This is a genomic window from Yersinia sp. 2542 StPb PI (assembly GCF_048593855.1).
Classification (GTDB): Bacteria; Pseudomonadota; Gammaproteobacteria; order Enterobacterales; family Enterobacteriaceae; genus Yersinia; species Yersinia enterocolitica_E.
Map to the genome: position 1 here is coordinate 1 of NZ_JAZGQA010000122.1, position 14,202 is coordinate 14,202.

Genomic DNA, 14,202 nt, shown 5'->3' on the forward strand with positions numbered 1-14,202 from the left:
GTCATGTTGTCTATCCTGTAGCTGACGCAGCGCAAATTTCGGTGCGCCATCTGCTTGGGTCTCAGCCATAAAGGTATTTAACTGGTTGCGTTGCACCCGCTGAATAAAACCAAATCCCCTCACACCAGGAAACTCAACCGATAAATTACGCGAGGCGACATAAGCATGAAATTGTCCACGGGTTAAAGCACCGTCAGCCGCATAAGCCCCTTTTATGCCATTCAGCCCATAGACAGGAAGATTGAAACGCTGAGCAACTTCTCCAGAGACTCGGTCAACATTACGTTGAAAATCGATTTCTGCATTGGCTTTAATTTCGTTATAAAGCCACCATGCTCCCGCACTTGAAATAACCAGCCCAATAATGAAAACAACCAGTGGCAGCAAAATACTTTTTTGTAACTTAAATGGAAACCAAGATGAGGACAATTGCTGCGTATGGGCATTGAATGGAGAAGGATTCATATAATATCTATACCCTTATAATCACTATTGGCTAAAGCATAGGATCACTCTGTAATTTAAGATAGTATTGGCCACAATCAAATCTAACTTAAGCATTCTCTGCTAATAATAAGCAGTATTAGTTAGGGTTGAATATGAATTTGTAATTCATTATGGCCTAATATCTCACCCCGTTCGTTAATAATGTCACTCATTACATTCATTGGTTGAACGCTACGAGGTATAACTTGCAATTCAATCACCTTTTGACCGCTATCCGCCATTAATTTTATGTCCTGCGATCCTTTAGATAAAATCATGCCACTTTGCAATATTTTCCAATGTAATGATGCCTTTTGATAGTTGAACCAGTGATCGTTAATGGCCCATAAATCAATACGCCCTCTCTGCCCCTGCACCCAACTTTCTGTTTTCGGATCTATAGAGGGTAAAACGGGCTGATAAGCTCGCTGCAAAGCAAAATAACCCGGCTTAGGATGGCGGAGATAGTCCACCACGCCCCAGTTAATTGACGGCCAGTTTTCAGTAAACATAAAGTGAAATAATGCAGCAACGGGTTGATAGCGTTGGCGTCGATAACTCTCTGCGGCGAGTTGGATTAAACTTGCCTGATACTGTTGGCTGTTCTTGATAAACGTATTGATATTTGGCCCGCGAGTCACTTTAGCTAATTCAAATGTCTCATGAGGTTGAAAATTATGGTATGCCCAGATACGCCAACCTTCGTCTTGTTTATCCGCCGTTTTTGGCCACAGATCAGCGTGCGGAATTATCGTGTTTAACGTTGCCAAGTCAGGTAAGGCTTGTGCGCCAAACTCGCTGATTATTGCGGTGGTTGCCGGTTTAAGATGATCATTTTTCTGCCCTGAGTACCACCCTTGCCAGTAGTGTTCAGCAGTGGACGAGTAAGCATGAGTGATCCGGCTATGGTCCTGACTGAGCACCTGCGCGACGCTCGCGGTTAACGCCCGGTTGGTGTCAGGCCGCCAGTCTGAATAACGATATTGCATCCATGTGGCATCCCAGGGCGGTTCATTGTGCCCAGACCACAATACAATCGCTGGATGGCTGCCAAACTGCTGTGTCATATCTGCGGCCTGCCTGGCAGCCTCTCTGGCAAAAGAGGCTGAATCGTCATATCCCCATTGCAGTGGAAAATCTTGCCAGAGCAGTATCCCCATCTCATCAGCCAGGTCGTACAACGCCCGCCCAGCCACATGGGCATGTACTCTTATGGCGTTGATGTTCGCCTGCTGCATCATGAGCAAGTCATGGCGATAATCTGTCGGTGTCAGGCTTCCCAGCCACGGGCTACCAATATAGTTCGTCCCTCTGATGAATAGGCGTTTGCCATTGATTGACCAACTTTGCTGTTGGGGGTCTATCGCAATTTGCCGTAAGCCAGTGCGAATATGAGTCACATCCATCATGCCTAAACGGTCTGAGAAACTGACCTCCAGCCGATAAAGATTTTGTTTCCCATGACCAGACGGCCACCACAATGCGGGGTTATCAAGCAGAAAATTAGCAGTGAGAGTTTGTGCATTACGCTGACTGGCAACCAATGAAACGCTTTTCTCCAGTTGATAAGATTGGCCGATAAAATTATCGGGTATCAGACGTAGCAACATAACAACGGAGCGGTTGTGGTTAGCACGATAATCCAAACTCACTTTTAGAATCGGATGTGCAAGCCCCCGTGACCAGTCAGGCACGGCCAGTACATTGTCTATAACGGCGCCACGGCTGATATGTGACGCCACCGGAGCCCAAATACCCCCCGAATTGGCATCTTGCCCGTGATCCGACCACGCGCCACCGGGCCGAGTATCATGATGATTGAACACGCCCTTAATCAGTTGCTTACGAAATGACCAAATTTTGCCCGGAGTCTCGTAAGGGCTATCTACACGCATAGCCAGCACATTATCTATTCGGGCTATATCGGTAATATCGATACTGAACCGCTGAAAATACCCCTTATGTTGCCCCGCTCGTTGACTGTTGAGCCAAATATCCGTTTGATAATCGACGCCATCGAATACCAAGGTCACCATATCATCGGTATCTAAAACCGGTAATGTAAACCGGTAATGTAAACCGGGTGCGATACCATAATACGCCTTGATGATCGACGCCCTCACTGTACCAATTAGCGGGCACTTTCAAATGTTGCCACTGGCTGTCATCCAGGGTGTCACGCCAGGCGTCAGAAGCTGGCGGATTGCCATCCCGTATTCGCCACTGACCGGACAAATCTAAAGTGGATGGCAACTGAGCAACAACAACCGACGAGATAAGTTGTAAAAGAAATCCCAAACTTAAAATGGAAGCCCTGCACCGGCAATTAATGTTCATTTCGATGCCGCCTGTCGACGGATGACTCTTTCTTGCGGCAGGCATAATTGTGGACGTGAAAAAACATCACTCATGCGCACATCCAGATATCCCGCCGTAGAGTCGCTATTAATTAAACTCCCCGCCGCTTTATAGAGCAGCGTTTCCAATACCATAGCGTTTGTCGTCAGACTAATTGTCTTGTTATATGCACCATTATTTTCATAACGCCCCTCATACCATCCGCGTTGTTCATCATATTGCATCTGAGTCAACTGCATTAATGCATCGGTATAAGGGCTATTCCACAAAACCCATAAGCCAAAAACTGCGCGGGTTGATACCAACGCCAGGTCAGGATGAAATTGCCCGTCTTCGCTAATCGTATTCCAATGATAACCGTTAGCGAACACCGTATCGTAAACGTGATATGGCGCAACTGAGGTGAAATAATCACTACGCGCCGTCAATATATGTTCTTTTTGCCACCGTATTTCTTGTACCCGATAGACATTATCTATCCGTTTTTTTTGCTGTTTAAATATTGGGGTGCTTTTTAATTCCATCGCAGTAAGTAAATAAGGCAAGCTGACGACAATAGAGGGTACATAGGTTGTTCGGGCATCTCTGATATCGAAATCGATAGGTATGTCATAAATAAACGTGGTGTTATAGGGAAGATTAGCTGATATTCCTACAGGAAAACCCCACAGTCCAAACGCACCAGCGGTATATTCGCTATAACCCAACACGCCTTCGGGTTTGGCTATAAATCTGCCATTAACCGTCGCTGATTTCAGCAACTCACCATGACCATCAATAATCTGACAGAAATTCCATCGTAATAGGACCTTATCCAAATACTCAGCATATTCAGGATAAAAACGCACCACAACTTTCAAACCTATCATTAAGCGGCCGATATCTTGTGCAGACCACCCCAGTGGTTTTGGCTGGTGAGCATAATCAATCATCTGTCCGTTGGCGGTGTTGTAAAGCAGATTTGGCGTTTTTCCCTCCACCAAAGGTAAATGACTTATTGTTGCCAATAATAGTGTGAGGCGCTGATCAAACTCCTGACGATTGATCAACCCTAATTGGGCTGCTGCGGTTAATGTGACAAGTGTGTCGCCGATTTGCCAGAGATTAACAACCGGGTAATTATCCAAAGAATTAACCAGCCCAGTATTCACTTGCGTATTATTAACAAAGTAACGCCAAGCTACTTTCGCCCACAATTGTTCATTATCAGATAGCACACCACTACGGGCAGAATAGGCAACAGAGCTGTGAGTAATACTGCTTGCCACAAACATACCGCCCGTAAATGCAGCACCCAGTAGCCCAGCACCAATAACCCAGGCAAAAGCGGCGGACTTCACTATTTTGCGCATGATGATGTTGCCGCCGGTAATTTAAATAAATTATTACTGCTGCTTTCATCCTGACACTGAGCACACTGGCAGCTCTTACAATCTGGTGCTTTACGTATCGCAATGCCCGTTTGATCACAAAATGCGGCTAAGCTCGGTGTTGCATCAATATACGGCCGATTCCTTTTACTGTTATTATCATCAAAAGCATTAATTAACTGCCGTTCCCACAACGAGGGAATATAATCTTTATGGCTAGGATCACCACTGGTGAAACGGAGTATTTTCCCTGCTTTTTTAAATAATAGCGCTTCTAACATGATGCCATTATTATTTGCCGTAAACTCTTTAATTGGCCCTTTACCATTTTCGTAGAGGCCCTCGTTAAAGCCGATATCCTTAACGTTAGCATTTTCTATTGCATCAAATAATCGGTCAGTGTACGGCGAGTGCCAAAATACCCACATACCTAACGCAGCTTTTAATGACACTGCCGCATTTTCAGGGACAAAAATGCCCTGATCGGTAATTGTGTTCCAGTTATAGCCATCGGAAAAAACCGTGTCATAAACAAAGTAAGGGGCGTGGTCTAGAACGCGCTGTCAGTATTCCCGTTTCACGATAGCGGTTTTCCTGTGCCTGATAGACCCGATTGGCGAAGTCTTTCATCCACGGATGGCTGTAGCTCGCCGCTTTATTAGCCCGATCATTACTGCGATCCCACCCCATCTCAAGGCCATGTAAGATATACGACTCGGTAACTACATAGTTGTGTTGATTAGTTTTGCGTGCATCTCTAGAGTCGTAAGGTACTAATACACAATAAATTTTAGCCAAATCATAAGGTTCAGGTCGTGACGCCTGACAGGTTGAAAAACCCCAAAGTTGAAAGCCACTGGCAGCGTACTCCTCATAGCCCAGTCGCCCTTCCTGCACATACTGAGGCGTGTTATTTTTATCTAATATCGCACCATATAACGTACCGCAATCATCGACAACATGTGAAAAATCCCAACCTAAGACCACGTTATCAATGCTATTGGCATATTCAGGATAACGTTCTTTAATAATTTTCAGCCAAATTAACATACGGCCAGTATCAATAGCTGAAAATCCTATTTCACCGGGTTTATTCATATAGTTAACTTTTTCAGCAGTTATGGTGTTGTAAGCTTTATTGGGTAATTGTCCTTGGAATAGTGAAATATTATTCAGTGTCTTTAAAAAAGGTAACATTCGGTGGTCAAACTCTTCCTTATTAATAATACCCAACTCGCGCGCCGACACCAGTGCCGCCAAATAAGATGCACTATCCCACATTGTGGTCGAAGGATAATTATTAACTGCATTAACAAGCCCAGTTGTAGGTTGTAAATTATGGACAAAATATTGCCAGGCATTAACTGCAACCGCCATCTCTCTGGGCGTTAACTCACCGTGCCGTACAGGGTAGTTTTCAGCAGCTAATTTATTGCCAGGTAATTCGGCAAAGGTATTAAAAGACGGTATGGCCAGGAGTATCAAAATCAAGCAGCCAGCCTTAACAATGAGACTTAACCTTATCAAAAATGACTGATTTCCCATCATAAAACCTTCCTACTTTAGTTGTTTATCTGTTGCGCCAACGGATTGCATCACCTGAGTACAGGCAGCACAAAGTAGTTTTCCACCCTTGATAAAAGCCAAACTTTCTAACACCACGCCATTGGTATTGGCATTTAGTGAAGTATTTATTTTATTGTTAACTTCATAAATTCCGCTATACCAACCTTTGTTCGAATCCATTAAGCTATTTAATTGATTCCGTGTCTGTTCACTATAAGGTGTGCGCCATAAGGCATACCAACTAAATGCCGATTTGGTTGATAACTGTCGTAACTGATTGACACGCTCACCTTTGTCCGTAATTACCGCCCAATCTTCATTAGCATAATGGAGTGTGCTATAAATAAAGAAAGGAGCTTGATCCACATGATCCTCACTGACAGAGGTATATATAGCAGTACGCTGAAAACGATTCTCCTGAGCCTTAAAAACCCGCCAGGCTAGTTCTGATGAATAAAGATCAAAACCCAACTCTAAGCCGGTCAAGATATAGGGTTCACTGACGATAAATGTATTTGCTCCCTCTTTTTGCGAGATACGGTCATCATCAGGCACCAATATCCCTTCAACTTTAATAAATTGCAGATGTGCAGTGTAATCAAGGGCTAAACTAGCATTAATACCCACCAGTTGCAGGGTCCGTGCCGCATATTGCTCATACCCCATACGCCCTTCCTGATGCAATGAAATGAGCTGAGTTTTATCATCAACTACCGAACCTTGTAATTGATCATCAACCACTAGCGCATCTAATTGCCAACGTGAAATAACCTTATTGACCTCGACAGCATGCTGGGGATAACTCCAGACCAATATATTTAATGGCACCATCATTCGACTGATATCAATAGCCGACCAACCTATACCTTTCGTACTGGGCTGATTAATATAATTAACCATAGATAGAGTCTGTGTATTATAGGCTTTATTAGGTAATTTACCTTCAAATAGTGGCAATTTAGCCAATGCACCTAATGCATTACTGATTCGGGTATCAAACTCATCTTGTTGAATAATACCAATTCGTTGCGCTGAAATCAGCGCCATAAAATAACTACTGGTATCCCACATTGTCGACGATGGGAATTTATCCACGGAATTCACTAAACCACTCGGCTGAGTATTATTAATAAAATATTGCCATGCAGCCTTAGCCCAAATTATTTCTTCGGAACTCAGTGGTCGAGGAGCCGGTGTTAATGGTCGGCCAATACTGGTGGTGATATGGACACGAGAATCTTCCATATCTTGAGAGTTCTTTTCGACATACAACACAATAGAAAATGCGATTAAAATACCGATCACCATTGCCAGATAACTTCTCGCCTTGAGGAGGTTATATTTGAATGACATCAAGCCCCCTCCTGTCCGGTGTATTCAGCATGCTCGGGTTGCCAAAATGCGGCTAAAACCATCGGCATCATGGCTGCAATATTTGCAGCTCCCCAAAAGATATTGATCACAAAACCTGAGGGATCTTTTATGTTCCCTACGGCTATCTGAATCGCCCCCCAAATCAACCCCAATAACGTCAGCCCAATAATGGCGAGCTGAGGTTTAACTAAGGATAAAAAATTGCCCTGTTGGCGTTCTTTGGGCGTCACATGAAACTTGATTTTCTCTCCTCGTAGTACTGTATCAAGAGCTCGTAGATTCATGGAAAATAAAGCAAGAAAAGACGATTTCCCATCCCACGCCGATATACCCCAGGTGCCAAACATAAATGCTAATTCAGAGACAATCATAAAGGGCAAAAAATGCAAATAAAAAGGAGATGAGTAAGTCGAAACGGGGGGGATCCCCGTAAAAAGATAAATTAATGGGGCAATCAAGAATACCGTATTCCAGATACAGGCAAAATAGGACCAAAAAGTAGTTCCGTACATTAATTTTTGTATTGCACTGAGCTTAATCCTTTTACTGGTGAAAAGTCTGTCGTGCAAGGCAATATCCATTGAACCAGCCGCATATTTAAATCTCTGGATCATCCAAGTCAACAAATCCTGCGGTGAAAGCATTTTTGATTCTATTTGCGGGTGCATGACAGATCGCCATTTACGGCCTGGATCACCATGTAAAACGATAGAAGTATAGATATCTTCTGAAACATGAAATTTATATGGCATCAGCTCGGTATCATGCACCACATGAGGTAACATGGCCTTAGCCAAGTCTGCTTTGGTTTCTTTATCAGTTAGGTCGCCCGTATATTGCTCGATCTCATCTTCTATATTATCTACATAGCGACGCAGCGCAGCTTGCATAATAGCTTCACGACGATGAATTGATGCAGCGCCACAACAAAAAGCCGCATTAGCCCAATTACGTCGGCGTAAAATAACATCGTAAAACATTTGCGGATCATTAAAAAAGGGATCATGCCCCACAGTCAGCGGGCCAACCAATTTTTCAATCCCTTTACCAACAAAATAGCCTGTTGAACCTAACTTTTGCTTTGCCCATTCAGGTAATCGCTTGCCCTGTGGTAAATCATAAAACCACTGAGGAGTCTGGACCCAGGCAACATCAACATCACGAAAATAACCCAAAGTATGAGTCAATATTGTGGGGAAAACTCGGGTATCTGCATCACAGATAATAATAAAGTCACCGTCCGTCATATCCAGCCCGTGGCGGAGATTACCTGCTTTATAACCGATATTATTTTCCCGACTTAAGTAATTAACCCCCTCTTCTTTTGCAACAACCTCCATTTCGCTTCGTTTACCATCATCTAATACATGAATGCGATAATCCAAGGGGAAGGGATAAGTTACGGCGAGTGCATCCCGAATCGATAAACGCACCAATTCGACATCTTCATTATAGGTGGCAATAAACAAATCAACTTTTATCTGACGCCTTTCTTGCATCTCTTCAGCGGCTATACAGTCATCGATTGTTTCAGGTACTGGGAGGACAGGAATATCTCTGACTTTCCAGAGGTTGATAGTGAATAAAACAGAACCAATATAGGCTAGTGTTTCAGCCATTACCAAGGGGATGGAATACCAAAGCGCATCGTAATTAAGTGAATTCATCCAGCGCCAGCGGATATAATTTGCCCCCAAGATAAGCGCTGCAACCGCCAGACTTTGCCATAAAAACTCAGTAGCCCAATGAGTTTTGAGTGGTGATGGTGGTTTCCTGTTTTCAAACGAAGAGAAATAAAAAGCCATTATCACAACCTCAGTCAATCCATGAAGATAAGTGAGATAAATCAGCCCATTTTAAGGGGGAGTTCGAAGAGCATTATTTTATGAATAAACATAATTTTTACGCCTACTCTTCTATTTTCTTTATCAGCGATAGGTAATTGATGCCCTCTTCCACTTTATAACTGATGTCATCAACGGCATTAAACATCATCATCAATCCCATCCCATTTTCTGGCCAAGAATCCGGCGCTGACAACTCAGGAATATGAGACAACCCACTTTTATTTTGCAAAAATTTTGTAGGTATAGGTTTTCCTTTATCTTGTAAGGTCACAGCCAGTTGATTATTGCCATAATGCATCACAATAGTAATATTTTGGGTGGCATCATAGTTAACACCATGCTTTACAATATTGATAAATGCTTCATTTAATGCAAGTTCCATAGCATAACTGCTAGATGAATCAATCTTTAAGGGTTGAATAAATTGTAGTAACTTTTCATGTAAAACATTCAGGCTAGACAAGGAGGCAGGCAAACATATTCTCATTAACCAGCCCTGTGAGTCACACTGGTGATAACTCATATCAACGTATCTTTATGTAGGAATTCATCGAACAAAGATTTCTCTGCCATAATAATATCTTTACGCCGTTTATCATCAATGAGCCAGTTTAAACCCGCCTCAGATAAATCAATGGCCATACCGTCTGGTGAGATAACTTTCCCAGCAAAAATCATCTGTTGATGCAAATGCGCAATACCCCCGACCCGGGTATAATCAGCAATAAAACTTTGATCGATAACAGCTCCCTGCTCTAATAAACACCCCGCACCAATAATTGTAGGCCCTTTAATCGTTACGCCGGACTGTATTTCTGTACTACTACCAATATAGACTGGCCCTTCAATATCTAAGGTCGAAAAGTCGGCTTTAACATTAAGTCCACACCAGATTTGAGGTGCAATCTTAATTCCCGGCATGGGATAGTCGGGTAAATCCTGATTAAGGATCATGCGATTCACATGCCAAAAATCTTGTAGAGACCCAATATCAACCCATTGGAATGGCAAGGCAATACCGTAGAAAGGAACACCTAATTCAGCAAGTTTGGGGAACAACTGACTACCAATGTCGTATTCAACGCCATCAGGAATATAATCGAATATTTCTGGCTCAAAAACATAAATTCCGGTATTGGCATTGTTTGATAATGCATCCTCGGTTTTAGGTTTTTCTTGAAACTTACTAACTCTACCCTGCTCATCAGTAACAACAATACCGTATTTGTTTACCTGATCTGCTGAGACTGGGCGCATCACCAAGGTTGCCACACTTTTTCTGGCTCGATGGAAAGCCAATACCTTATCGAAATCTACATCAATTAATGCATCACCACAGACAACGACAAAAGTTTCATCAAAAAAACCTGAGAAATTTTGGATGTGTTTCATTCCACCCGCTGAACCCAGAACATTGTCAACAAAAGTATTACCCTCCATAATACCTTCGTAGGAGTAACCTATTTCTACTCCCCAGGCATGGCCATCACGAAAGTAATTCTCGATGTCCACAGATAGATAGCTGGTATTCACCATTAACTGATTAAAACCATATTTTCTTAAATGCTCAATAATCGATTCCATAATAGGTTTTCGAATCAATGGAATCATTGGCTTTGGCAGTATGGTGGTCAGTGGTCTGGCTCTGGTTCCTTTCCCGGCAGCAAGGATCATGGCTTTCATAAATAAGTATTCCTTACAAATTAAGGTGCTACGGAATGCATCTGCTGTAATGTATCGGGTTGATTAGCACCGATAGTAAATATCCTATCCATCCGGGTTAATTTGAACATTCCGTGGATATTATTATTCAGTGAGCAAATAGCCAGTTCACCTTTCCCATTTAAGGTCTTCAACAACGAAACCAGAGCACCTAAACAACTACTGTCGATGAAATCTACCCGACTAAAATCCAATAAAATATTTTTGGCTCCCTGAGCGATCATTGCTTGTATATCTTCCTTAAATTTCAGGGAAACTGATGCATCGAGTCGCCTGATCAAGGGGGTTATCACCAATACATTGTCAATTGTCTGAGTTTCAAAGTTCATTATTTCTTCCTTACAATGCTGTTAGGAGAGGGGAATTGTTATTGCGTTCGATCACCAGTAACGAGATATCATCACTAAATGCAGAACGCCCATTCTGAATATCACTTTGATGTTCATCTTCTTGTACCGGATGCCAGTATTTCAATGCCTGCTGTACTTGCCCAAAAACAGTTTGCACACAATCACGTTGACTTGCGGCCAGTAAGTCTTGTAATCGTCGTTCTCCAAATAGCTCTTGCTCAGGATTTTCACACTCAACAATGCCATCGGTGAATAAATAGAGCCTATCACCCGAAGCAAGAGTGAACGCAGTGTCCTGATAGTCCATCGAATCAATAAGTCCAACCGGTGCACCACCGTCACCAATAGGGGTAATCTGACCTGAACTACTGACAATAAAGGGGGTCGGATGCCCAGCTTGGCAAAGCACCCCACCCGCTGTTTGAACATCAATAACGCCATAAATAAGAGTGAAATAGCTGGCGATATCATCATTTTCTATACAGAAACGGCGATTAAGTTCGCTCACAACTTTGTGTGGCGGGGTAATTAGATAACCAGAGGGAGTATCTGCCAGTGAAATCAGTAAGTTATCTACCGTGCGCCCATTAAGAAATTGGCGTGCAACTGACAGTGACAGCATCGCTGCGGCCACGCCATGCCCTGCAACATCAATACTATAAAAACCAATGTGTTGATTTCCCAGTTGGAAAAAACTTAACAAGTCACCCGAAACATACGCGGAGGGTATAAACATCCATTCGGCTTGAAAACCACTCACCATTAGTTTTTCTGCTGGCAAAACACTACGTTGCAATTTTGCCGCAGCTTGCAAGTCATCTTCTATTTGTTGGTAGGCTTGGGACAGTTTCTGATTACGGGCATCGAGGGTTGCCTCTAGCATTAATATCCGTTCACCTGCATGTAATCGGGCGCGTAGCTCACTTTGATTTATCGGCTTTGACAGAAAATCATCGGCGCCCGCATCTAATCCTGCGATCAAATCCTCGACGGATTGCCGCACGGTTATCAATACTAAGTAAATATACCTATCGGAATAATGTTTACGGATAGTAGTACAGAGTTTCAACCCATCCATAACTGGCATTTCCCAGTCACTGATCACCATATTGATGGAATTATTATCAAGGATAGCCAAAGCATCTTGGCCATTTTCTGCTTCAAAAACAGTAAATTGCCAATTTTTTAGTAGATTAACCAGTAAAAAGCGATAACTTGCTGAATCATCAACAACAAGAATAGATGTCACACCAGTAGCGGAAGGATGTGGTTGCATAAGTTACCCAAGAGCTTCGTGTAAACATAATTTATCAAACATCATCGTCAATAGAGGATGCTCAACGTCCCTGAACCTTTCATACCCACCAAAACATTATGCTCACTTAACTATTAATCGCGTAATTAAGCGTAGCACAGATTCTTACACCTTCAATTTATAGGGGTAATGTCCAACTGAGATTTATTGTCCCACTACGAAAATTAGCATTTGCATTCTGCCGCCACGGGTAGCGAGTCCCGGTGTAATTGCCATAAAAAAGCGACCAGGACCCCGGAGCGTAGCCAGACGTATAACCAAAACTATAGGTATAATCATAATTCCAAGGTTGCTGCTGGTTCTTGTCAGGGTAATAAAACGCGGACAAACGCAAAAAATAGTGCTGTTGTAAGGTATAGCCACAACTCCCTAAAAAACTGTTCTTATTTTCTTTGATAGTTGATGAAGCATCAGAGTAATAACGAGGCACATAACTATAGCCAACTTGACAAATCAGTGAGTCAGCTTTGTTAATCAATAATGCTGACTCCACCGTCTTGGGTAAGGTAAACTTATAGCCCAAAGTCCAAGAGCCTTGTTCAAACCGTGTTCTTTGGGCACCTGTCGCAGGGAAAAAACTATTATTATCGTTGTAATTACCATAAACCAAACTAAAAGTACCCGGATGCCAATCGTCATAACCAAAACTATAAACAAAGTCGGTACTGTATTTACTGGTATTTTGTAATGGAACCCGAACCGTCATATTGGCAAAAAGATAACTTATTGGGGAATACTGCACACTAAAAAGCCCCCGCTGATTTAGTTTATATACTTCCTCCGAGCTATATTTCCCTGTAGGTACATTAACCATCTTTTTTTTAAGTGGTGAACTATAGGTTAATGCAGTTGAAAATGTGTTCTCATCACCAGAAAAAAGGCGTGACCAAGGGCTGGTAAATAATTTAACAGCTGGTGGATTAGTCGTTTCACTCGCAGTCACCAGTGGGCAGAAAAAGAGTCCACTAAGTAATACCGTGAGTGATTTGTCATGTTTCACTTAAGGTTTTCCTCCCCCCAAATATCCTTGCTGTATCCACGAATAGTTCTGTCGCTGGAAAACTCTCCCATACCACTTATCGTGTTTAATGCTCGCTTGTGCCAACTGTAAGTATCGCTATAATCGGTCAATGCTTGATATTGTGCGTAACAATAACTATCAAAATCAGCCAAATGGAAATAGTGGTCACCGTGACTCACCAGCATATGGAATATCGGTGAAAACAGGCTCTTATCGGCATGAAAAGTACCTGAAATAAGTGAATCAACAGTCTCTTTAAGTTCTGTATTAGATAAATACTCATCATATGATGACCGTCCTTTAGCTCTTTGCTCAGCAATTTGCTCCGCAGATAAACCAAAAACATAGAAATTCTCATGACCCACAGCATCTCTAATTTCAATATTAGCGCCATCTAGCGTTCCGATAGTTAAAGCACCATTCATCGCCAGCTTCATATTGCTGGTACCCGATGCTTCAGTACCCGCAGTAGATATCTGCTCTGATAAGTCAGCGGCTGGAATAATATTTTCCGCGAGCGAAACTTTATAGTCTTCTAAAAAAACCACTTTTAGTTGCTCATTGACTCTAGGATCATTGTTCACTTTAAGAGCAACTTGATTAATCAACTGGATGATCAATTTGGCCATGGCATAACCCGGTGCAGCTTTGCCCGAGAATATATGGACTTTCGGCGAAACAGTTCCTCTTCCATTAAGTATTTTCTGGTAAAGGTTTATCACATAGAGGATGTTGAGTAATTGCCGTTTATACTCATGAATTCGTTTGATCTGACAGTCGAACATAGCTTCGG

The 14,202-nt window shown here is 42.6% G+C and carries 12 protein-coding genes and 1 pseudogene; all 13 read right to left on the reverse strand.

Features of this window, described 5'->3' with window-relative positions; translation table 11 throughout:
* Positions 1-465: CHASE domain-containing protein (locus V1952_RS14620; RefSeq protein WP_420074986.1), on the reverse strand; the 465-nt coding region annotated here is incomplete at its 3' end.
* A gap of 122 nt (positions 466-587) precedes the next feature.
* Complete coding sequence (locus V1952_RS14625) at positions 588-2,522, reverse strand: glycoside hydrolase family 2 protein (protein ID WP_420074987.1); 1,935 nt, start codon at positions 2,520-2,522, stop codon at positions 588-590.
* 1 nt (position 2,523) lies between these two features.
* On the reverse strand, positions 2,524-2,784 hold the full coding sequence (locus V1952_RS14630; RefSeq protein ID WP_420074988.1) for a hypothetical protein: 261 nt from the start codon (positions 2,782-2,784) through the stop codon (positions 2,524-2,526).
* A 35-nt stretch (positions 2,785-2,819) separates the two neighbouring features.
* On the reverse strand, positions 2,820-4,196 hold the full coding sequence (locus tag V1952_RS14635) for a DUF3131 domain-containing protein (protein ID WP_372558530.1): 1,377 nt from the start codon (positions 4,194-4,196) through the stop codon (positions 2,820-2,822).
* Positions 4,184-5,759 (reverse strand): annotated as a pseudogene (locus V1952_RS14640) (DUF3131 domain-containing protein). The gene V1952_RS14635 and the pseudogene V1952_RS14640 overlap by 13 nt, the downstream one beginning before the upstream one ends.
* Positions 5,760-5,771: 12 nt before the next feature.
* Positions 5,772-7,133 (reverse strand): DUF3131 domain-containing protein, encoded by a 1,362-nt coding sequence (locus V1952_RS14645; RefSeq protein WP_420074989.1) that lies wholly within the window; start codon positions 7,131-7,133, stop codon positions 5,772-5,774.
* Entirely contained in the window at positions 7,133-8,959 is a 1,827-nt protein-coding gene (locus V1952_RS14650) for a glycosyltransferase (RefSeq protein WP_372558528.1), read from the reverse strand. Before V1952_RS14650 ends, V1952_RS14645 begins: the two co-directional genes overlap by 1 nt.
* 103 nt (positions 8,960-9,062) lie before the next feature.
* On the reverse strand, positions 9,063-9,524 hold the full coding sequence (locus V1952_RS14655) for an ATP-binding protein (RefSeq protein WP_420074990.1): 462 nt from the start codon (positions 9,522-9,524) through the stop codon (positions 9,063-9,065).
* Positions 9,521-10,684, reverse strand: coding sequence for a sugar phosphate nucleotidyltransferase (locus V1952_RS14660; protein WP_372558527.1), 1,164 nt, complete (start codon positions 10,682-10,684; stop codon positions 9,521-9,523). Before V1952_RS14660 ends, V1952_RS14655 begins: the two co-directional genes overlap by 4 nt.
* Positions 10,685-10,704: 20 nt before the next feature.
* On the reverse strand, positions 10,705-11,052 hold the full coding sequence (locus V1952_RS14665; RefSeq protein WP_083159236.1) for an STAS domain-containing protein: 348 nt from the start codon (positions 11,050-11,052) through the stop codon (positions 10,705-10,707).
* A gap of 10 nt (positions 11,053-11,062) precedes the next feature.
* Complete coding sequence (locus tag V1952_RS14670; RefSeq protein ID WP_420074991.1) at positions 11,063-12,349, reverse strand: PP2C family protein-serine/threonine phosphatase; 1,287 nt, start codon at positions 12,347-12,349, stop codon at positions 11,063-11,065.
* A gap of 157 nt (positions 12,350-12,506) precedes the next feature.
* Entirely contained in the window at positions 12,507-13,331 is an 825-nt protein-coding gene (locus V1952_RS14675) for a hypothetical protein (protein WP_420074993.1), read from the reverse strand.
* A gap of 53 nt (positions 13,332-13,384) precedes the next feature.
* A partial coding sequence (locus V1952_RS14680; RefSeq protein ID WP_420074992.1) for a glycogen/starch/alpha-glucan phosphorylase occupies positions 13,385-14,202 on the reverse strand: 818 nt, incomplete at its 5' end.

Excerpts from the sequence above, each read along its gene's own strand:
- V1952_RS14645 (WP_420074989.1), bottom strand. The coding sequence starts at position 7,133 with ATGTCATTCAAATATAACCTCCTCAAGGCGAGAAGTTATCTGGCAATG.
- V1952_RS14665 (WP_083159236.1), bottom strand. The coding sequence starts at position 11,052 with ATGAACTTTGAAACTCAGACAATTGACAATGTATTGGTGATAACCCCC.
- V1952_RS14670 (WP_420074991.1), bottom strand. The coding sequence starts at position 12,349 with ATGCAACCACATCCTTCCGCTACTGGTGTGACATCTATTCTTGTTGTT.
- V1952_RS14635 (WP_372558530.1), bottom strand. The coding sequence starts at position 4,196 with ATGCGCAAAATAGTGAAGTCCGCCGCTTTTGCCTGGGTTATTGGTGCT.
- V1952_RS14660 (WP_372558527.1), bottom strand. The coding sequence starts at position 10,684 with ATGAAAGCCATGATCCTTGCTGCCGGGAAAGGAACCAGAGCCAGACCA.
- V1952_RS14655 (WP_420074990.1), bottom strand. The coding sequence starts at position 9,524 with ATGAGTTATCACCAGTGTGACTCACAGGGCTGGTTAATGAGAATATGT.
- V1952_RS14650 (WP_372558528.1), bottom strand. The coding sequence starts at position 8,959 with ATGGCTTTTTATTTCTCTTCGTTTGAAAACAGGAAACCACCATCACCA.
- V1952_RS14625 (WP_420074987.1), bottom strand. The coding sequence starts at position 2,522 with ATGGTGACCTTGGTATTCGATGGCGTCGATTATCAAACGGATATTTGG.